Source organism: Bacteroides sp. AF39-11AC, assembly GCF_003474285.1.
GTDB lineage: Bacteria > Bacteroidota > Bacteroidia > Bacteroidales > Bacteroidaceae > Bacteroides.
This window is the reverse complement of record NZ_QROH01000003.1, coordinates 655,418-674,420: the sequence shown is the minus strand read 5'-3', so window position 1 is coordinate 674,420 and position 19,003 is coordinate 655,418. Positions and strand designations below refer to the sequence as shown.

The window sequence follows — 19,003 nt, the reverse complement described above, 5'->3', positions numbered from 1 at the left end:
TTTCTAGTTGTTATCTCGTATCTGTTGACAAAAGTAACAGAAGTATTTGAAAGGGCAATAGGAACATGTCTTTTCTTTAAGAAAAAGTATCTTGTCTTATATAATAGACGATTTTACATTACTGCACAAAATTCCTATGCCTGCTTTTCAAAACGATCTCTTATCTTAACCTTATTCTTTACTACGCTCCGATGATTATAAATAGTTTGTGGTGAATAGTACAGGAGGGCGACTTTTGGTATGAGTGGCAACTATTTGCGTCCGTTTACGCTGGAATTCAGTGCAAGTCTTTCATTCTAATTTTAATTAATATATTTTTGTAACTAAATTGATTGTATACCATGAAAAATTTACTTGTAACCCTTTTTGCATGCGCTACTTTATCGTATACTCATGCAGCGGAAAACAAAACGATCCGCATTTCTACGGACAATACCGACCTGGTGCTTCAGGTAGGCGATAATGGTCGTCTATATCAAACTTATTTAGGTGAGAAACTATTGCATGAACAGGATCTGAATAATTTCAGCTGGAGTATCCATGCAGGTGCCGATGGTAGTGTAAGCCGGCGTGGTTGGGAAGTATATAGCGGTTCGGGTAATGAAGATTACTTTGAACCGGTCATTGCTATTACTCATAACGATGGCAATCCGTCCACTATCCTGTATTATGTTTCTTCTTCCTCTAAGGCGGTTGACGGTGGTACGGAGACTGTGATCAATCTGCGTGACGACAAGTATCCGGTAGATGTCACTCTGCATTATGTGGCTTATCCGAAGGAAAACGTTATCAAGACCTGGAGCGAAATCATACATCAGGAGAAGAAACCTGTAATACTTTCGACCTATGCCTCTACCATGCTTTATTTCAATAATTCAGCTTATTACCTGACTGAGTTTAGTAGTGACTGGGCGAAGGAAGCACAAATGAGCAGCCAACAGCTACAGTTCGGTAAGAAAGTGATCGATACGAAGTTGGGGAGTCGTGCCGCCATGCATACGCATCCTTTCTTTGAAGTGGGACTGGATCAGCCGGTCAGTGAAGATCAGGGAAGCGTATTGATGGGTACATTGGGCTGGACTGGTAATTTCCGTTTCACTTTTGAGGTAGACAATGTAGGAAACCTTCGCGTAATCCCTGGCATCAATCCTTATGCTTCGAACTATGAGTTGAAACCGAATGAAGTGTTTACTACCCCTGAATTTATCTTCACTTTAAGCAATGACGGTGCTGGGAAAGGTAGCCGGAATCTCCATGAGTGGGCACGTAACTATAGTTTGAAAGATGGTAAAGGCAGTCGTCTGACTCTTCTGAATAATTGGGAAAATACAGGCTTTAACTTTAACCAGGAGATACTGGCTGAGTTAATGAAGGAAGCCAAGCATCTGGGTGTAGATATGTTCTTATTGGACGACGGGTGGTTTGCGAACAAATATCCCCGTAAAGATGATCATGCAGGTTTGGGAGACTGGGATGTGAATCATAATAAATTGCCTGGTGGTATTCCGGCTCTGGTGAAAGCTGCCAAAGATGCAGATGTGAAGTTCGGTATCTGGATTGAGCCTGAAATGGTGAATCCAAAGAGTGAGCTCTTCGAGAAACATCCGGATTGGGTGATCATGCTGCCTAATCGTGACACGTATTATTATCGTAACCAGTTGGTGCTTGACCTTAGCAATCCGAAAGTGCAGGATTATGTATATGGTGTTGTAGAGAATATAATGAAAGAGAATCCCGAAGTTGCTTTCTTCAAATGGGATTGCAACAGTCCTATCACCAATATCTATTCTCCGTATCTGAAGAATAAACAGGGACAGTTGTATATTGACCATGTCCGCGGTATCTATAATGTTCTGAAACGTGTGAAGAAGAATTATCCTGATGTCCCGATGATGCTATGTTCCGGTGGTGGTGCCCGCTGCGATTATGAAGCACTGAAATACTTTACCGAGTTCTGGTGCAGCGATAATACGGATCCTGTAGAACGTATCTATATCCAGTGGGGCTTCTCCCAATTCTTCCCGGCAAAAGCTATGGATGCTCATGTGACCAGTTGGAACAAGGCGACTTCCGTGAAATTCCGTACCGATGTGGCTTCCATGTGCAAGCTTGGTTTTGACATTGGCCTGAAAGAACTTACTGCTGACGAACTGACTTATTGCCAGACAGCCGTTGCCAATTGGAAACGCCTGCAGAATGCTATTATGGATGGTGATCAGTATCGTTTAGTTTCTCCTTATGAAGGAAATCATATGGCATTGAACTATGTGAGTAAGGATACCAACAAAGCTGTACTGTTTGCTTACGATATCCATCCCCGCTTTCAGGAGAAACTGATAGCAGTGAAATTACAAGGTCTGGATCCGAATAAACAGTATAAAGTAGAAGAAATCAATCTAATGCCTTCTGTTACTTCAAAGTTAGGAGCTGACGGAAAAGTTTTCTCCGGTGATTATCTGATGAAGGTCGGTTTGAATGTATTCGGTTTGGCTACGACTCAGAGTCACGTGATTGAGTTTACTGCTCAATAAGTAGGTTGCTGACAAAGATATTTTTATAATAAGTGCGCCCACTAAAGCTTAATTTAGTGGGCGCACCTGTTTTTATATACATTTCATATCATCAAAAAAAGTTTCATCCCTGAACATTACTGATGAAACGGATGTGGTATCGCCTTCCGCTTCCGGTTTTTTGCCCGGTTTGCAGGGACTTCATGCGGCAGTGGTAAGGAAACTGGACGGCGATCCGCTGAAAGAATACCGTATTCAGATAGAATTGCCATGGATGGATGGAAAGAACAAGCTGCTTTGGGCAAGGCTCTCCACCATGTACGCCACAAATGCATCAGGTAACTTCTTCCTGCCCGAACCGGATGATGAAGTGGTGGTGGGCTTTATGAATGAAGACCCCGGGCATCCCGTAATATTGGGTGGAATATATGGTGCGAAGCACAAACCGCCCTACGAATACGAGGCCAAGAATAATATGAAAGCTATCGTTACCCGTGAGAAGATGCGGATAGAATTTAATGAGGAAAAGAAGGTTATAACGATTTCTACTCCCGGAAAAAACACGGTGGAAATCAGTGACGACGACAAGCATATCAAGCTGACCGACCAGAACAAGAACGAGATTGTGATGAACAGTAGCGGTATTTCCCTTTCGTCGGCAAAAGATATCACACTGAAAGCGAAAGGTGCCATCACAATAGATGCCACTTCAAAAATCAGCGCCACCGCCAAGCAGGATGTCAGTCTGGAAGGACTGAACGTGAACATGCAGGCTAAAGTGAGTGCGACCGTTAAAGGCAACGCCATGGCGGAACTTTCAGCTTCGGGCCAAACTACCGTCAAAGGTGCGATGGTCATGATAAACTAATGGACAATTAGGAAATGGATTTTTAATTTATAACTTTTAATTTGAAAACTATGCCTCCAGCAGCAAGAATAACTGATATGCACGCTTGCCCCATGCAGATCCCAGCGTTTCCCTCGCCGATACTGCATGTGGGCGGCCCGATAGTCGGACCAAGTGTGCAGAATGTTTTGATAGGGAAAATACCGGCAGCCGTCGTAGGTGACATGTGCGTCTGCGTGGGACCGCCGGATACAATAGTAAAAGGTTCTCCACTGTAATGATAGGTGGCAGACCTGCAGCTCGTATGGGTGATAGCACCGCACATGGTGGCACGATAGCCACCGGATGCCCAACAGTGATGATAGGCGGATAAAGGGTATGAGTATACATTAGGCAATGATACCTTTCCGGGCAAAGGCTGACCTATACTGGCAGAAAGATTGTGAATAAGGTACTTTATGAGCAGGATATTCAGCAAAGTCTGGATGTCCTGTTTGGTGTGTCTTCCGGCGAGCGGGTGAATTGTTATGATTATGGAGTTCATTCCATGAGTATACTTCCGAAGTGATGAATACGGAAATTGTAGTAGAAATAGTTGTCTCCTTTGAGGTAAATACTTACTTTTGTAAACATGTGATAGAGAGGTTGATTCAATAGTAATATATAAATGGTGAGTATATGGAAATGATTCAGGTTCAGTATTATCAATCTCCCTATGGTGAGTTGATACTTGGCTCCTTCGAGGGTAAACTTTGTATGTGTGATTGGGTAAATGAAAAACGCAGAGCGGTAATCGACAAACGAGTACAAAAGGCACTGCATACTACTTATGATACAAATGGTTCCGAAGTGATTGCAAAGGCAGCTATTCAATTGGAAGAGTATTTTGCCCGTAAAAGAAAAGTATTCGACATCCCATTACTCTTCATAGGAACGGATTTTCAGAAATCAGTATGGCAGGAATTGCTGAATATCCCTTACGGTAAAACCGTATCTTATGGTGAGTTGTCACAAAAACTGGGAAATCCGAAAGCGGTCCGCGCAGTGGCAACTGCCAATGGAGCGAATGCTATTTCAATATTTGTTCCTTGTCATCGTGTCATTGGCAGCAACCATAAGCTGGTCGGATATGCCGGCGGATTGGGAGCTAAGAAGGGATTGTTAGACTTGGAAATTAATCTTTATGATAGATTCATGAACCATTAGTGAAAGCTAAGGAGATTTTCTGTGAGGGTTAAAGATTAAGATAGCGAAGGTTAATTCGTCCCCTTATAAGGAACATTGCGTCCCTCCATAAGGGGACGCAATGTTCCTTATAAGGGGACGTAATGTTCTCCATGGTGGAACGCATTAGCCTTCGCAGGCAGAGATACTAATTTCTCCTATTGCTCTATTAAGGTACCCTTGCTTTATGTCTTGAAGGTATTTAATATTATGAACACAAGCTTATTTACTCTTTAATTCCGCAACAGGCATTCATGTTATAATTTAGTAGATTGGAGAGTTTTTTAAGAAACAGGTAACGATTCCTATGATAATATTTTTATATTTGCGTTACTAATACCAGAAAAGATGAGAAGATATACTTTCCAAATGTTGCTTATTCCAATGCTCTCCCTCTTTTGGCTGACTGCTTCGTGTACGCATCGCGACGTGCATTTCCGTATCGGCGTTTCCCAATGCAGTGACGATGAATGGCGGTACCAGATGAACAATGAAATGCTGCGCGAAGCACTTTTCTATGACGGAGTGGAAGTGGATATTCGTACTGTGAAAGACGATAATGCACAACAGATAGAAGATATTCGCCATTTCATTCAGGAAGGGGTAGATTTGCTTGTAGTTGCCCCCAATGAAGCTGCTCCCATTACTCCGGTGGTAGAGGAAGCATTTGATCGTGGGATTCCCGTCATAGTCTTCGACCGGAAGATACTTTCTGATAAATATACCGCTTATATAGGTGCGGATAATTATGAGTTGGGAAAAGCTATAGGTAATTATGTAGCCAATATGCTTCATGGGCGGGGTAATATTGTAGAGATTGCTGGGTTGACCGGCTCTACGTCTGCCATGGATCGCCATCAAGGATTTGTTTCTGCGATATCTCCCTATCCCGGTATTCAACTTCTGGCTCGTGAAGATGCCGGTTGGTTACGTTCGGAAGCGGGAGAAAGGATGGACACTCTTTTGAAGCGTTTTCCGGAAATAGATGTGGTGTATGCCCAGAATGACCGTATGGCTGCAGGTGCTTATGACATTGCTAAACAGCAGGGTAGGGCAGAAGAAATGCGTTTTATCGGTACGGATGCTTTGCCTGGTGAAGGATATGGTGTGGAGCAGGTACTGAACGGGCAATTGGATGCCACGTTTATTTATCCTACAGGTGGTGATCGTGTGATACAGATTGCAATGGACATTCTGAATAAACGTGATTATCCTCGTGAGACTGTATTGGGAACTTCTGTCGTAGATGCTACCAATGCCCAGATTATGCAGATGCAGACCTCACATATAGCTACTCTTGACGAGAAGATAGAAACCATGAACGGGAAGATGAGTCAGTTCCTCGACCGTTATGCTACGCAGCAAGTTGTGCTATATGGTAGTCTGTTGGTACTTTTATTGGTAGTGGGCTTATTGGTTGCCGTGTATCTGTCTTTGCGTACTAAAAATCGCTTGAACCGGGAACTGTCTCGTCAGAAGGAGAAGTTGGAAGAACAGAAACAGCAACTGACACAACAGAAAGAACAGCTCATTCAGCAGAAAGAACAACTGGAACAACTTTCCCGTGAATTGGAAGAGGCAACTCATGCCAAACTGGTCTTTTTTACCAATGTCTCACATGATTTTCGCACCCCATTGACGTTGATTGCGGATCCTGTTAATCAACTTCTTGCCGATAAATCTCTTGGAGAACGTCCGCACCAGTTACTGGAACTGATGAAGAAGAATGTCAATATTCTCCTTCGTCTTGTTAATCAAATCCTTGATTTCCGAAAAGTGGAGAACGGACGAATGGAACTCCATCTGGAGCCGTTCGAGCTTTTGAGCAGTTTTCGTGGCTGGAACGATTCTTTCCGCATGGCGTTGTTGAAAAAGCATATATCCTTTTCTTTTGAGGCTACCCCTGATACGGATTTCCGTATGATGGCAGATAGTGAGAAAATGGAGCGTATCTACTTCAATTTGTTATCCAATGCTGTGAAGTATACACCCGAGAATGGAAAGATTATGGTTCGATTGGAGGCAGAAGCTACTAATTTCCGCTTTTCAGTATTTAATTCCGGTAGCCATATTTCTCCCAAAGAAGTTGATGCCATCTTTGAACGTTTTTATCAGATAGACGGGCATCAGGCTGGCACGGGGATTGGTTTGGCACTTGTTCGTGCTTTTGTAGAGATGCATGGCGGTCAGATCACTGCCCATAGTGATGAAAAAGGGGCGACTTTTACTGTTCTTTTTCCGGCGCAGAGTATTTCTCAGTATCACCCGACGGTGGTTACTCTTCCAAGTGAAGAAGCAGAAGTTTCTACCACATTAATCGAGACCGATTTTCCTATAGGTGAGGAGGAAACGAGAGATGCGGATCGCCCGACAATTCTGGTTATCGACGATAATGCTGACATCCGCAATTATGTGAAAACATTGCTTGCCGAAGAATATCATGTGTTGGATGCTCCGGAAGCTGCTACGGGAATTCGTCTTGCAATGAAATATGTTCCCGATGTGATTGTATCCGATGTTATGATGCCCGGTATGGACGGGGTAGAGTGTTGCCGGAGACTGAAGACAGAGTTGCAGACTTGTCATATCCCCGTTATCCTTCTTACGGCCTGCTCGCTTGATGAACAACGCATCCAGGGGTATAATGGCGGTGCAGACTCTTATATATCCAAGCCTTTTAATTCCCAATTGTTATTGTCCCGTATCCGGAACTTGATAGACTCCCGTCGCCAGCTTCGGCAGTTCTTTGGTGATAATCAGACATTGGCAAAAGAGAATATATGTGATATCGATAAAGATTTCGTTTCCCGCTTTAAGTCTTTGGTGGAGGAGAAAATGAGAGATCCGGAACTGAATGTGGAAGACTTAGGCAAAGATATGGGGTTGAGCCGTGTACAGCTTTATCGTAAATTGAAATCGCTTACGAACTATGCTCCCAATGAATTGCTGCGCCAGGCACGTCTTAAGAAGGCAACTTCCTTGTTGGCTTCTTCCGAGATGACAGTTGCGGAAATTGCCTATGAAGTAGGTTTCTCTTCTCCTTCTTATTTCACAAAGTGTTATAAAGAACAATTTGGCGAAAGTCCGACGGATTTCTTGAAGCGGAAGAATTTATAGCATAACAAGGGTAGGAAGTGATAATAATTGCCTACTTTTGCAATATCAAAAAGGAATTGAATATTTTATGAAATACGATCTTTGTTGCATTGGATATATTACTTTGGATAAAGTAGTTACTCCGCAGAAAACAGTGCACATGCCTGGAGGAACCTCTTTCTATTTTGCGCATGCCATTAAACACCTGAATACTGAAGGATTCCAACTTGTTACTGCTTTGGCTGATAGCGAGATGCCGATGGTGAATGATTTGAGAAGAGACGGCATTGAAGTGAAAGTACTTCCCAGCACTCATTCCATTTGCTTTGAGAATATTTATGGGGAAGACACTAATGAAAGAAAGCAGCGGGTCACAGCTAAGGCTGATCCTTTCACAATTGAAGGTTTGCAGGAGGTAAATTCTGGGATCTATCATCTGGGCAGTTTATTGGCGGATGATTTTTCATTAGACGTCATTAAACATCTTGCCGGGAAAGGGCTATTGTCTCTTGATGTACAGGGTTATTTGCGTGAAGTACAGAATGAAGAAGTATTGGCAGTGGACTGGCTTGAAAAAGAAGAAGCCTTGAAGTATATCCATATTCTGAAAGCGAATGAGCATGAAATGGAGGTACTTACGCAGTGCACGGATCCTTATGATGCTGCTGTGAAATTGGCAGAATGGGGAGTGAAGGAAGTCTTGCTTACCTTGGGAGATAAAGGTTCACTCATCTATGTTGATAAGCGATTCTATGAAATACCTGCCTATCCGGTAGAAAATGTAGCTGATGCCACAGGCTGTGGAGATACATATATGGCAGGCTATCTATATATGCGTAAAAGAGGAGCATCCTATCAGGAAGCCGGTTGCTTTGCCGCTGCCATGTGTTCTGTAAAGTTGCAGAGTTATGGTCCGTTCGGTGGAACGGAAGAAGAAGTTCATAGCTTAATAAAAAAAGAAAATGCCGTAATTTAATACGGCATTTTCTTTTATATACAGATAGACCTGTCTATTTCAACATCTGTGGCAGATTATCTCTTCCCCAGAAATAATAAAAGATCAGTCCGATCCAGCTGGTGAGCAAAACAAGGATGGCGACTAATAGTTTTTTCACTCCATCTACTTTCCATTTCATAATTTCCAATACGGCTTTGATTGCAAGTATCAAGCCAATAATCCAAATAATAAATCCAATCATAATGTTCGTTGTTTATTAATTTAAAAACAAATAAAGGCTACATCCGGTTCACGGTGCAGCCTTCATTTTTCAGAGTTTATTATGTTCTATTTCAATAATCGAAATTATTCGGCATCAGCACCCCAGTTTCCTTTAGACAGACGCTTGTAGCTGTTGTAACGCCATTTTGCATTGTCTTCGGCAGCCTGGAACAGTTCGGCAGCTTCTGAAGGATATTGTTTCATTACAGAAGAGTAACGAACCTCACTCTTCAAGAAGTCCTGGAATCCAGCCCAATCGGGTTCTTTGCTATCCAACTGGAACGGGTTCTTTCCTTCAGCTTCCAAAGCCGGATTGTAACGCCACAAGTGCCAGTAACCGCACTTAACAGCCTTTTCTTCCTCAGCTTGGCTCTTACCCATACCCAGCTTCAGACCGTGGTTGATACACGGAGCGTAAGCGATGATGAGTGACGGTCCGGGATAAGCTTCAGCTTCGCGGATTGCTTTCAGAGTCTGAGCCTGGTCAGCACCCATAGCAATCTGAGCTACGTAAACGTAACCGTAAGTAGTAGCCATCAGACCGAGGTCTTTCTTGCGTACACGCTTACCGGCAGCAGCAAACTTAGCGATAGCGCCCACCGGAGTAGCCTTAGAAGACTGACCACCTGTGTTAGAGTAAACCTCAGTATCCAGAACCAGGATGTTAACGTCCTTACCGCTGGCGATTACATGGTCGAGACCACCGTAACCGATATCGTAAGAAGCACCGTCACCACCGATGATCCACTGGCTGCGTTTTACTAAATATTGAGTCAAGCCTTTCAGTTCCTTGCTTACCGGGCAGCCTGCAGCGATGCCTTGCTCGATGATAGCCTCGATCTGAGGTGCAAGTTCTTTAGTCTTGTCTGCATCGTACATGTTTTCAATCCATGCTTTCAATACTTCCTTAGCTTCAGCAGGAGCATTGTCACCTTCCAGAATCTGGTTGAACAGTTTCACGATACGGTCACGCATCTTTTCATTAGCGAGTTCCATACCCAAACCGAATTCGCAGAAGTCTTCGAACAAAGAGTTTGCCCAAGCAGGACCTTGACCCTTTTCATTCTTAGTATAAGGAGTAGAAGGTACTGAACCGGAGTAGATAGAAGAACATCCTGTTGCATTAGCTACCATTTCGCGGTCACCAAACAACTGAGTGATCAACTTCACATACGGAGTTTCACCACAACCAGAGCAAGCGCCTGAGAATTCAAACAACGGAGTAGCGAACTGAGAGTTCTTTACGTTAGCTTTAACGTCAACCAGATGTTGTTTGCTTGCTACCTTTTCAGCGCAGTAATCCCAGTTAGGAACTTGGTTCAACTGGCTTTCCAGATGTTTCATAGTCAAAGCTTTGCCACCCTTCTTCGGGTTACCCGGACAGATGTCGGCACAGTTACCGCAACCCAGACAGTCGAGAACGTCAACTTGGATACGGAATGTCATACCGTCGAATACTTTACCTACAGCTTTCAGCATCTCGAAGTTTGCACCCTTCTGCTCTTCAGCATCCAGAACGAACGGACGGATAGAAGCGTGAGGACAAACATAAGCACACTTGTTACACTGTATACAGTTTTCAGCATTCCATTCGGGTACGAAAGCAGCTACACCACGTTTTTCGTATTTAGCTGTACCTTGATACCAAGTACCGTCTTCGATACCCTTGAATGCAGATACTGGCAACAAGTCACCATCCTGTGCATTGATCGGACGAACTACTTCGTTGATGAATGCAGGATCGTTGTTTTCAGTCTTGGCGTCATCAGCCAGATTAACCCAGGCAGGATCAACGGTCAATTGCTTGTATTCACCACCACGGTCAACGGCAGCGTAGTTCTTGTTTACGATATCTTCACCCTTCTTACCGTAAGACTTCTGGATGAATTTCTTCATCTGTTCTACAGCCAGGTCAACAGGAATTACACCTGTGATACGGAAGAATGCAGATTGCAGGATTGTATTGGTACGGTTACCCAAACCGATTTCCTGTGCAATCTGAGTTGCATTGATATAGTATACAGAGATATTGTTCTTTGCGAAGTACTTCTTCACGCGGGTAGGCAGGTTCTTTGCCAATTCTTCGCCTTCCCAGATTGTATTCAGCAGGAATGTACCGTTCTTGCGCAAACCACGGGTTACATCATACATGTGCAGGTAGGCCTGAACGTGGCAAGCCACAAAGTTCGGAGTGTTTACCAAATATGTAGAACGGATCGGAGTATCACCGAAACGCAAGTGAGAACAAGTGAAACCACCTGACTTCTTAGAGTCATAAGAGAAGTAAGCCTGGCAATGCTTGTCGGTGTTGTCACCGATGATTTTTACAGAGTTCTTGTTGGCACCTACTGTACCGTCAGCACCCAGTCCGTAGAATTTAGCTTCGAACATACCTGCACCGCCCAATGCGATTTCTTCTTCCTGAGGAAGTGAAGTGAAAGTAACATCGTCTACGATACCGATAGTGAAGTGGTTCTTCGGCATCGGCATAGCCAGATTCTTGAATACGGCAATGATCTGAGCAGGAGTAGTGTCCTTAGAACCCAAACCGTAACGACCGCCTACGATTACCGGAGCATTAGCTGCACCATAATAGCAGTCTTTTACATCGAGGTACAACGGTTCGCCGTTAGCACCCGGTTCCTTCGTACGGTCAAGAACTGCAATAGTCTTAGCAGTCTTAGGCACAGCAGCCAGGAAGTGCTTAGCAGAGAACGGACGATACAAGTGTACAGCAACCATACCTACCTTTTCGCCATTAGCCATCAAGTAGTCGATAGCTTCGCGGGCAGCTTCGGTTACAGAACCCATGGCGATGATAACGCGTTCTGCGTCTTCAGCACCATAGTAATCGAACAAGCCGTATTTACGTCCTGTGATTTTAGAAATTTCATTCATGTATTCTTCTACAATAGCAGGAACTGCTTCGTAGTAGTTGTTGCATGATTCACGGTGTTGGAAGAAGTGGTCGGGATTTTCAGCCATACCACGGGCAACCGGATTCATCGGATTCAATGCGCGGGCACGGAATTCAGCCAGAGCTTTCTGGTCAATCAGCGGAGCGAGATCGTCGTTTTCCAACATCTCGATCTTCTGGATTTCATGAGAAGTACGGAAGCCGTCGAAGAAATTAACAAACGGTACACGAGCTTTGATAGTTGACAAGTGAGCAACACCGGAGAGGTCCATAACTTCCTGTACAGAACCTTCGGCCAGCATAGCAAAACCGGTCATACGGGTTGACATAACGTCTTGGTGGTCACCGAAGATACACAGAGCGTGAGAAGCCAGTGTACGAGCTGATACGTGGAATACGCAAGGCAGGAATTCACCGGCAATCTTGTACATATTCGGGATCATCAGCAACAGACCTTGAGATGCAGTGTACGTTGAAGTCAACGCACCGGCTTGCAATGAACCGTGAACGGCTCCGGCAGCACCGGCTTCTGATTGCATTTCCTGTACCAATACTGTTTCGCCGAAGATGTTTTTGCGTCCTGCGGCAGCCCATTCGTCTACGTACTCAGCCATCGTAGAAGAGGGAGTGATGGGATAGATAGCAGCTACTTCAGAGAACATATACGAGATATGCGCAGCAGCTTGGTTACCATCACAAGTAATGAATTTCTTCTGTTTAGTCATAACTAAATTGAATTATTATTAAGTGAATAAATCTCAATATAAAAAGCCGAACATCCAGAGTGGAATCTGATTCCCTCTTCCTATTTCTGCTTTGTGCAGGGCGTAGGTGACGCCGGGATTGTTCTTAATCTTCATTCCTTCCGGACAAATCTTGAAAGGCATCACATCGTCCACCAAGAACGACATATTCTTGTCGCCTTTGTTCACCTTGTGATCTTTCCACAAGGAATTTGCGAAGAAAGTATCCAGTACATCCAGTTCTTCCACTTTCACGGGATAGATGGAGTACATCAGGTTGGAGTTGTGCATCATAATCTTTGATGGTTTCTTAGGGAATTCTTCTCCCTTCGGATATACCATATTGATAAGACGTGCATCTGCCAGATATTTGATGTAGTTCATCACCGTAGCACGGGATGTCTGTATATCGTTTGCCAGCTGGCTTACGTTCGGGGCTTTCGGACCGTCTACTGCCAGCATATAGAGCAATTTCTTGATTTTTGAAAGATATTTCAGTTCAATCTGTTTAATGAGAAGAATATCCACTTCCACCATCATATTCATGGTCTTCAGCAGATTTTCCGAGAAATTGCGTTTTTCCAGAAAGAACGGATAGAAGCCGTGGTGCAGATAATCCTGCAGGTAATCTAACGGGCGCACTTTCGAAAGGATACCTTTGGCAATCTGTTCGTGGTTGCTCAAAATCTCTTCCAGTGTATAAGCACGGAACTTCATGCCTGTTTGCAGGTTCAGATACTCACGGAAAGAGAAGCCACGCAGGTTATAACTCTTCACTATATCACGCAGTTCCAGATTTTCCTCTTTCAGTCGCATCACGGACGAACCGGTGAATACAATTTTGAGGTTCGGGAAACGGTCGTAGCACATTCTCAGTTCTCTGCTCCAGTCAGGGTGTTTAAACACCTGGTCTATCAATAATACTTTTCCACCGCGGCGTTGGAATTCATAAGCGAAGTCAACGATGCTGAAATAAGAAAAGTAGAAGTTGTTCATATTGATAAAGAGACAAGAACGGTCAGTGCCGAATTTCTCTTTAGCGTATTGTAACAGAAACGTGGTTTTGCCTACACCACGCGTTCCTTTAATACCGATAAGGCGGTCGTTCCAGTTGATCTCATCCATGAGGTCACGGCGAACAGGGGCATTGGTATGCTCAACAAGATAGGCGTGTGTGCGGTAGAATGCTTCCATGCTGTTAAATTCGGTTTATCGGGCGACAAATATACGGCTTTTTTGTAGAATTGCAAAGTAGAGATGGCAAAATATCTTTTTTGTTAGTGAAGTTTATATATTTGCTTTGCCTTGTTTTTCTCTGTAATTTTGCGGCTTTAAATAATAAAGAACTGTAATTGTATGAAACTCTACGTATTCAACCCAGACACAGACATGGCGCTTGCTAACAATGAAGAAAATTATATAGCTCCCGCTTCTGCCCGCCGAATGGCTCAGGACCTTGCTTTATTACCCATCTGGTATGCCCAGCCTGGCAGTGCCGTACTCGCTCCATCAGCTTATAATGCAGATTATCTGCAAATAATGAAGCGTATGTTTCCCCTTTCCGTGCAGTTGGTTACCGAACCTGAACTGCCTGATTATGCCGAATCTCAGATTATACCATGGGGCTGGAATCTTGCTTTTCGTAAACGCATGTTGAAAGGGGGAATTGCAAAACACAAACTTCCTACGCTGGAGGAATTAAAAAGACTTCGTACCTTTTCTTCTCGAGAGTTGGCTATGGTAGTGCTTGACGGCTTGCATGGCATTGAGAATTGTTGTGGTTTGGCCAACTATCTGCATGATATCCCTGCTTGTCAGGAATTTGTAGAGAAGTATAAACGTACAGTGTTGAAGGCGCCTTGGTCAAGTAGTGGTAAAGGATTGAACTGGTGTAGAGGTACATTTACCGATTCTATTGCCGGTTGGTGTCAGCATGTTTTGGATGAACAAGAGGGGGTAATCGGGCAACCTGTATATAATAAGGTAGAAGATTTTGCTCTTGAATTTTATTCTGATGGACGTGGCAGGGTACTTTTTACTGGTTATTCTCTTTTCCTGACCAATGAAAAAGGAGCCTATCTTGGTAATCTGCTGGTAACACCTGAATGGGTGGAAAACTGGATAACTGAATACGTACCATTGGTAACTTTGGTCCAGGTACGCGAAAGGTTGCAGGAGTTATTAACTGTTGTATTCGGAGAGTCTTATACGGGTTATCTGGGTGTAGACATGATGGTTTGTCGTGATGAGGAAACGCAGAGTTACCGTATTCATCCTTGTGTGGAAATTAACGTGCGTATGAATATGGGAGTGGCGGCACATCTGTTTCGCGAGAATTTTGTAGCTCCGGGCACAGTTGGTAATTTTAAAATTGATTATTATCCAACGAACAATGCCCTGCAGGAAGAGCATGAGCAGGCGATGGAGCAGTATCCTGCTGTAATAGAAAACGGACGTTTGGTTTCCGGCTATCTTCCGTTAGTTCCGGTTACACCGAAGAGCCGGTATCGCGCCTATGTTCTATGTTATAAGAGTAGGGTGAATGATACGAATGATTAGTGTAAGACCTGTTTGCATGCTTCGCTCTCATTTCCACAACGATCTACAGCTGTGACGGCAAAGTATTTCTTTGCTGTCCACAGACGGATGGGGGCATATGTATATTCTGTTCCCTGTACACGCTGGGCTATGATATTTTCCGGGTTAGAGGTATCTACGGGATAAGTATCCGAACCATAGATGACATAAGTCGGCACATTGCGTTTATCATTGTCCGTGGCGGGAAGCCAGCTCAAATGTATGTAGCCGTCGGATTGCTGGGTAACGGTTAAATTGCCGGGAGTTGTAGGTGGTACGTTGTCTATCCATGGCATGGCGGGCTGCAAGGCAGGAGCGGTATAGAAATCTTCTTCCAATGCATCATACAATCCCTGAGTGTTATCCATCAGATATTTTACACGATAATGAGCCTGACCTGCCAGTTTATGTTTGCGGATAAAGTACATTTGGCGTTCCACTTCGTCCAAAGTCCAGTTGCCTTCGCTGGGGTCAAGGAAATAAATGCCCAGTCCTGGAATAATCTGTCGTCCATTACTTTGTTCCTGCCAGTCGAGGGCAAAAGGGTAGAAATGATTACCACGGAAATAAATCATGGGATATATCTGATCTTGTATCCCTTCGCCCAGCCAACCTTGTGCATCCTGATAGACGGTGTGGAAAGCATTCCAGCCGCGAGAAGGATAGCGGGAAGTGTCACGGTATTTACCTACCGGGCAGGTACTAACCTTTACCCAGGGTTTCAGAGCTTTTACACCTTTATAGAGATGACGGACGATTTCTGTGATATTATCCCTGCGCCATTGGGAAAGATCACGTCCTTTACCGTACTTCCGGAAATCGTAAGTATCGGGAAAACGGGGAGCATTCTCCGGATAGCGCAGATAATCGAAATGGACGCCATCTACGTCATATTTTTCCACAACCTCACGTACAAGACTCATCAGATATTCTTTGGTTTGCGGATTTCCGGGATTGAGGAAATATTCCCGCTTGTAAGGTACACAAATGGCGGATTTTTGTTTAGTGACAGAGGTATTACCCAGATTGGCAACATGTTTGCGGTTACCCAATGGAATGGCTACCATCCAGGCATGGCATTCCATACCGCGTTTATGACATTCCTCTACGGCAAAAGCCAGCGGGTCATACCCCGGATCGCCACCTGTTTTTCCGGTTAGTATAGAATTGAAAGGCTCAATTTTTGAGCGATAGAGTACATCACCGCGTGTCCGTGTCTGGAAGAGTACGGTGTTGAAGTTGGCATCTTTCAGTCGGTCCAGTATTTCGACGAGTTCTGCTTTTTGTTTCCAGATACCTTCGGGCGTGGTGGCACGGGTACGCGGCCAGTCCAGGCCATAGACAGCGGTAATCCAGGCGGCACGCACTTCGTATTTAGGCGGACGATTTGTCGTCTCACCGATGGATTGCGCAGCAAGGGGCAAAACCAATATGCTGAATAGTATGATAAGCAGTAACTGTTTCATGATAGGGCTGGATTCTCTTTTACTTCTTTATTTCTGTCATTTTTCGCGGCGAAGATAAGTAAAACACTCGAGAAAGTTGTGCAGTTTCCTAAGAAACTGTTACATTTGCGTGCATTAAAAGTAATGAATAACAACGCACCATGATTACATTTACGCTTTGCTTACTGGCATTAATAGCGGGCTATTTTCTTTACGGGCGTTTCATCGAACGCATCTTTGGCCCTGACGATCGTAAAACACCTGCCCTGACCAAGACCGACGGGGTGGACTATATTCCTCTGCCCACGTGGAAAATATTCATGATACAATTTCTTAATATTGCCGGTTTAGGACCCATTTTCGGCGCTATTATGGGGGCTAAATTCGGGGTGTCGTCCTATTTGTGGATTGTGTTTGGCAGCATCTTTGCCGGTGCTGTACACGATTATCTGGCAGGTATGCTTTCTTTGCGTAATGGCGGTGAAAGTTTGCCGGAAATCATCGGTCGATATCTGGGTACGACTACCAAGCAAGTGATGCGTGGTTTTACCGTACTTCTGATGATATTGGTGGGGGCTGTGTTTGTAGCCGGTCCTGCCGGGCTGTTGGCAAAGCTTACGCCGGAGTCGCTGGATGCTACGTTCTGGATAGTGATTGTATTTATCTATTATATTTTAGCAACCTTGTTGCCCGTCGATAAGATAATAGGTAAGATTTACCCACTTTTTGCTGTTGCATTGCTCTTTATGGCGGTCGGTATATTGGTGATGCTCTATGTGAAGCATCCTGTTCTGCCGGAATTCTGGGACGGATTGCAGAATACGAACCCGAATGCTGTCGAATTGCCTATTTTCCCAATTATGTTTGTTAGCATAGCCTGTGGCGCTATCAGTGGTTTTCATGCAACACAAAGCCCGTTGATGGCACGTTGTATGACAAGCGAACGTCACGGTCGTCCTGTATTCTATGGTGCCATGATTACCGAAGGTATTGTTGCTCTGATATGGGCTGCTGTGGCCACTTACTTCTTTCATGAAAATGGAATGGGCGAAACGAATGCGGCTGTAGTAGTAGATGCCATCACTAAAGACTGGCTTGGCGTAATAGGTGGTTTCCTCGCTATATTGGGTGTGATTGCTGCGCCTATCACCAGTGGTGACACCGCTTTTCGTTCTGCCCGTCTCATTGTGGCTGACTTTCTTGGAATGGAACAAAAAACCATACGACGCCGTTTATATATATGTGTGCCGATGTTTCTCGTTGCTATTGGTCTGTTGCTTTACAGTCTGCGTGACAAAGAAGGCTTTGATATGATTTGGCGTTACTTCGCATGGACCAACCAGACGCTCTCTGTTTTCACTCTTTGGGCGATTACCGTTTATTTGGTGCGTGAGAAGAAGGGACGCTATTTTTATGTAACTTATTTACCGGCTATATTCATGACCGCCGTTTGTACAACTTATATTTGTATAGCTCCCGAAGGTTTTGACTTAGGGCCTCAAATGGCTCTCGTTATTGCCATTCTTTCTGTAGTGATAGCCGCATTCTGGTTTAATATCTGGTATTTCAAAACAACTAAAAAACTTTGGTAATGAAGAAATTCAAAAAATCAACAAGTATTACGATCGCCCTGCTTATCTATGTGAGTGCTACAGCAGCCTATTTCCTGCCGCGTAACACTGTCATCAGTGATATGGAGAAATACATTACGGTTGCGGCATCTTATATTATCGTGTTTATTCTCTGGCTGGTGCTGCGTAAGAAAGAAGAATTGCAGCGGAAACGTAAAGAAGAAGATGAAAAGTACAATAACACCAAAAACTATAAGTAACAATGAAAAAATTAGTATTATTCGTTTGTCTGCTTGTGGCCACAGTGGCTGCCCAGGCACAGTTTGAAAAAGGAAAGTGGATTGTGAATCCGTCAATTTCCGGGTTAGGTTTGTCGCATAATACGGATACAGATAAGACCTCTTTTGCTATTGAAGCCAAGGGTGGTGCATTCTTGCTGGATAATGTGGCGTTATTGGTACATGCAGGGGCTGCCTGGAATAATGGTGGTTCCGATACGGATGTCTATACTCTCGGTGTAGGTGGGCGTTATTATTTTAGTAAGACTGGAATCTATCTGGGTGCTGATGTTAATATGGATCGTTGGAGTTGGAGTTCAAGCAGTGATACCAAGTTTTCATTCGGAGCAGAGGCTGGCTATGCTTTCTTCTTGTCAAGGACAGTGACACTTGAACCGGCTGTGTACTGGAACGTAAATAGTGACCGTTCGGTATTTGGCCTGAAGGTAGGTTTCGGTTTCTACTTCTAAGAGTTTTCTTCCGCTTTGCGGATTTTATGAATCGTCCCATGAGATCATATTAATAGTCTTACGGGACGATTTTTTTTATCTCATGGGACGAATATTTTCATCTTAC

At 44.1% G+C, this 19,003-nt stretch carries 14 protein-coding genes and 1 pseudogene; 11 read left to right on the top strand and 4 right to left on the bottom strand.

From position 1 onward, the window contains the following. Window positions 1-341 precede the first annotated feature (341 nt). The 7 genes and pseudogenes from DW036_RS08355 to DW036_RS08330 all read left to right on the top strand — a co-directional run bounded on the left by DW036_RS08355 (window position 342) and on the right by DW036_RS08330 (window position 8,653). Window positions 342-2,531 (top strand): alpha-galactosidase, encoded by a 2,190-nt coding sequence (locus DW036_RS08355; protein WP_118462971.1) that lies wholly within the window; start codon window positions 342-344, stop codon window positions 2,529-2,531. Window positions 2,532-2,664: 133 nt separating this feature from the next. After that, the gene (locus DW036_RS08350) at window positions 2,665-3,378 is read left to right on the top strand and encodes a phage baseplate assembly protein V (RefSeq protein WP_233560353.1); all 714 of its coding nucleotides are present in this window, start codon (window positions 2,665-2,667) and stop codon (window positions 3,376-3,378) included. Between the two features lie 50 nt (window positions 3,379-3,428). Next, window positions 3,429-3,730, top strand: a pseudogene (locus DW036_RS26235) (PAAR domain-containing protein). 69 nt (window positions 3,731-3,799) lie between these two features. Next, entirely contained in the window at window positions 3,800-3,925 is a 126-nt protein-coding gene (locus tag DW036_RS26180; RefSeq protein ID WP_147401447.1) for a GPW/gp25 family protein, read from the top strand. Between the two features lie 110 nt (window positions 3,926-4,035). Further along, window positions 4,036-4,563 (top strand): methylated-DNA--[protein]-cysteine S-methyltransferase, encoded by a 528-nt coding sequence (locus tag DW036_RS08340; RefSeq protein WP_118462969.1) that lies wholly within the window; start codon window positions 4,036-4,038, stop codon window positions 4,561-4,563. 366 nt (window positions 4,564-4,929) lie between these two features. Next, on the top strand, window positions 4,930-7,698 hold the full coding sequence (locus DW036_RS08335) for a substrate-binding domain-containing protein (RefSeq protein WP_118462966.1): 2,769 nt from the start codon (window positions 4,930-4,932) through the stop codon (window positions 7,696-7,698). 67 nt (window positions 7,699-7,765) lie between these two features. Further along, the gene (locus DW036_RS08330; protein ID WP_118462963.1) at window positions 7,766-8,653 is read left to right on the top strand and encodes a PfkB family carbohydrate kinase; all 888 of its coding nucleotides are present in this window, start codon (window positions 7,766-7,768) and stop codon (window positions 8,651-8,653) included. Window positions 8,654-8,687: 34 nt separating this feature from the next. Here DW036_RS08330 and DW036_RS08325 read toward each other — a convergent pair whose 3' ends face one another. The 3 genes from DW036_RS08325 to DW036_RS08315 form a co-directional block, all read right to left on the bottom strand. Further along, window positions 8,688-8,876, bottom strand: coding sequence for a hypothetical protein (locus DW036_RS08325; protein ID WP_007664451.1), 189 nt, complete (start codon window positions 8,874-8,876; stop codon window positions 8,688-8,690). A gap of 104 nt (window positions 8,877-8,980) precedes the next feature. Next, window positions 8,981-12,538: a pyruvate:ferredoxin (flavodoxin) oxidoreductase gene (nifJ, locus tag DW036_RS08320; RefSeq protein WP_118462960.1), complete on the bottom strand. Its 3,558-nt coding sequence runs from the start codon at window positions 12,536-12,538 to the stop codon at window positions 8,981-8,983. A 33-nt stretch (window positions 12,539-12,571) separates the two neighbouring features. Continuing rightward, the gene (locus DW036_RS08315; RefSeq protein ID WP_007217386.1) at window positions 12,572-13,750 is read right to left on the bottom strand and encodes an ATP-binding protein; all 1,179 of its coding nucleotides are present in this window, start codon (window positions 13,748-13,750) and stop codon (window positions 12,572-12,574) included. Window positions 13,751-13,912: 162 nt separating this feature from the next. On the opposite strand from DW036_RS08315, the gene DW036_RS08310 reads away from it, so the two are divergent. After that, on the top strand, window positions 13,913-15,115 hold the full coding sequence (locus DW036_RS08310) for a hypothetical protein (protein WP_118462957.1): 1,203 nt from the start codon (window positions 13,913-13,915) through the stop codon (window positions 15,113-15,115). Here the strand turns inward: DW036_RS08310 and DW036_RS08305 are convergent. After that, window positions 15,112-16,599 carry a glycoside hydrolase family 10 protein gene (locus tag DW036_RS08305; protein ID WP_118462954.1) on the bottom strand — a complete coding sequence of 496 codons (1,488 nt, stop codon included), beginning with the start codon at window positions 16,597-16,599 and terminating at the stop codon, window positions 15,112-15,114. The genes DW036_RS08310 and DW036_RS08305 overlap by 4 nt on opposite strands. Before the next feature lie 140 nt (window positions 16,600-16,739). Between DW036_RS08305 and DW036_RS08300 the strand changes: the two genes are divergently transcribed. Genes DW036_RS08300 through DW036_RS08290 form a run of 3 tightly spaced genes read left to right on the top strand, consistent with a single transcriptional unit; the run spans window position 16,740 to window position 18,897 of the window. Continuing rightward, complete coding sequence (locus DW036_RS08300) at window positions 16,740-18,170, top strand: carbon starvation protein A (RefSeq protein ID WP_118462952.1); 1,431 nt, start codon at window positions 16,740-16,742, stop codon at window positions 18,168-18,170. Further along, entirely contained in the window at window positions 18,170-18,409 is a 240-nt protein-coding gene (locus tag DW036_RS08295; RefSeq protein WP_118462949.1) for a hypothetical protein, read from the top strand. Before DW036_RS08300 ends, DW036_RS08295 begins: the two co-directional genes overlap by 1 nt. Before the next feature lie 2 nt (window positions 18,410-18,411). Next, on the top strand, window positions 18,412-18,897 hold the full coding sequence (locus DW036_RS08290; protein ID WP_118462946.1) for an outer membrane beta-barrel protein: 486 nt from the start codon (window positions 18,412-18,414) through the stop codon (window positions 18,895-18,897). Window positions 18,898-19,003 lie beyond the last annotated feature (106 nt).

Coding starts and splice junctions, on each gene's coding strand:
- DW036_RS08355 (WP_118462971.1), top strand. CDS start 342: ATGAAAAATTTACTTGTAACCCTTTTTGCATGCGCTACTTTATCGTAT.
- DW036_RS08305 (WP_118462954.1), bottom strand. CDS start 16,599: ATGAAACAGTTACTGCTTATCATACTATTCAGCATATTGGTTTTGCCC.
- DW036_RS08310 (WP_118462957.1), top strand. CDS start 13,913: ATGAAACTCTACGTATTCAACCCAGACACAGACATGGCGCTTGCTAAC.
- DW036_RS08295 (WP_118462949.1), top strand. CDS start 18,170: ATGAAGAAATTCAAAAAATCAACAAGTATTACGATCGCCCTGCTTATC.
- DW036_RS08290 (WP_118462946.1), top strand. CDS start 18,412: ATGAAAAAATTAGTATTATTCGTTTGTCTGCTTGTGGCCACAGTGGCT.
- DW036_RS08300 (WP_118462952.1), top strand. CDS start 16,740: ATGATTACATTTACGCTTTGCTTACTGGCATTAATAGCGGGCTATTTT.
- DW036_RS08335 (WP_118462966.1), top strand. CDS start 4,930: ATGAGAAGATATACTTTCCAAATGTTGCTTATTCCAATGCTCTCCCTC.
- DW036_RS08340 (WP_118462969.1), top strand. CDS start 4,036: ATGGAAATGATTCAGGTTCAGTATTATCAATCTCCCTATGGTGAGTTG.
- DW036_RS08315 (WP_007217386.1), bottom strand. CDS start 13,750: ATGGAAGCATTCTACCGCACACACGCCTATCTTGTTGAGCATACCAAT.
- DW036_RS08330 (WP_118462963.1), top strand. CDS start 7,766: ATGAAATACGATCTTTGTTGCATTGGATATATTACTTTGGATAAAGTA.
- DW036_RS08325 (WP_007664451.1), bottom strand. CDS start 8,876: ATGATTGGATTTATTATTTGGATTATTGGCTTGATACTTGCAATCAAA.
- nifJ (WP_118462960.1), bottom strand. CDS start 12,538: ATGACTAAACAGAAGAAATTCATTACTTGTGATGGTAACCAAGCTGCT.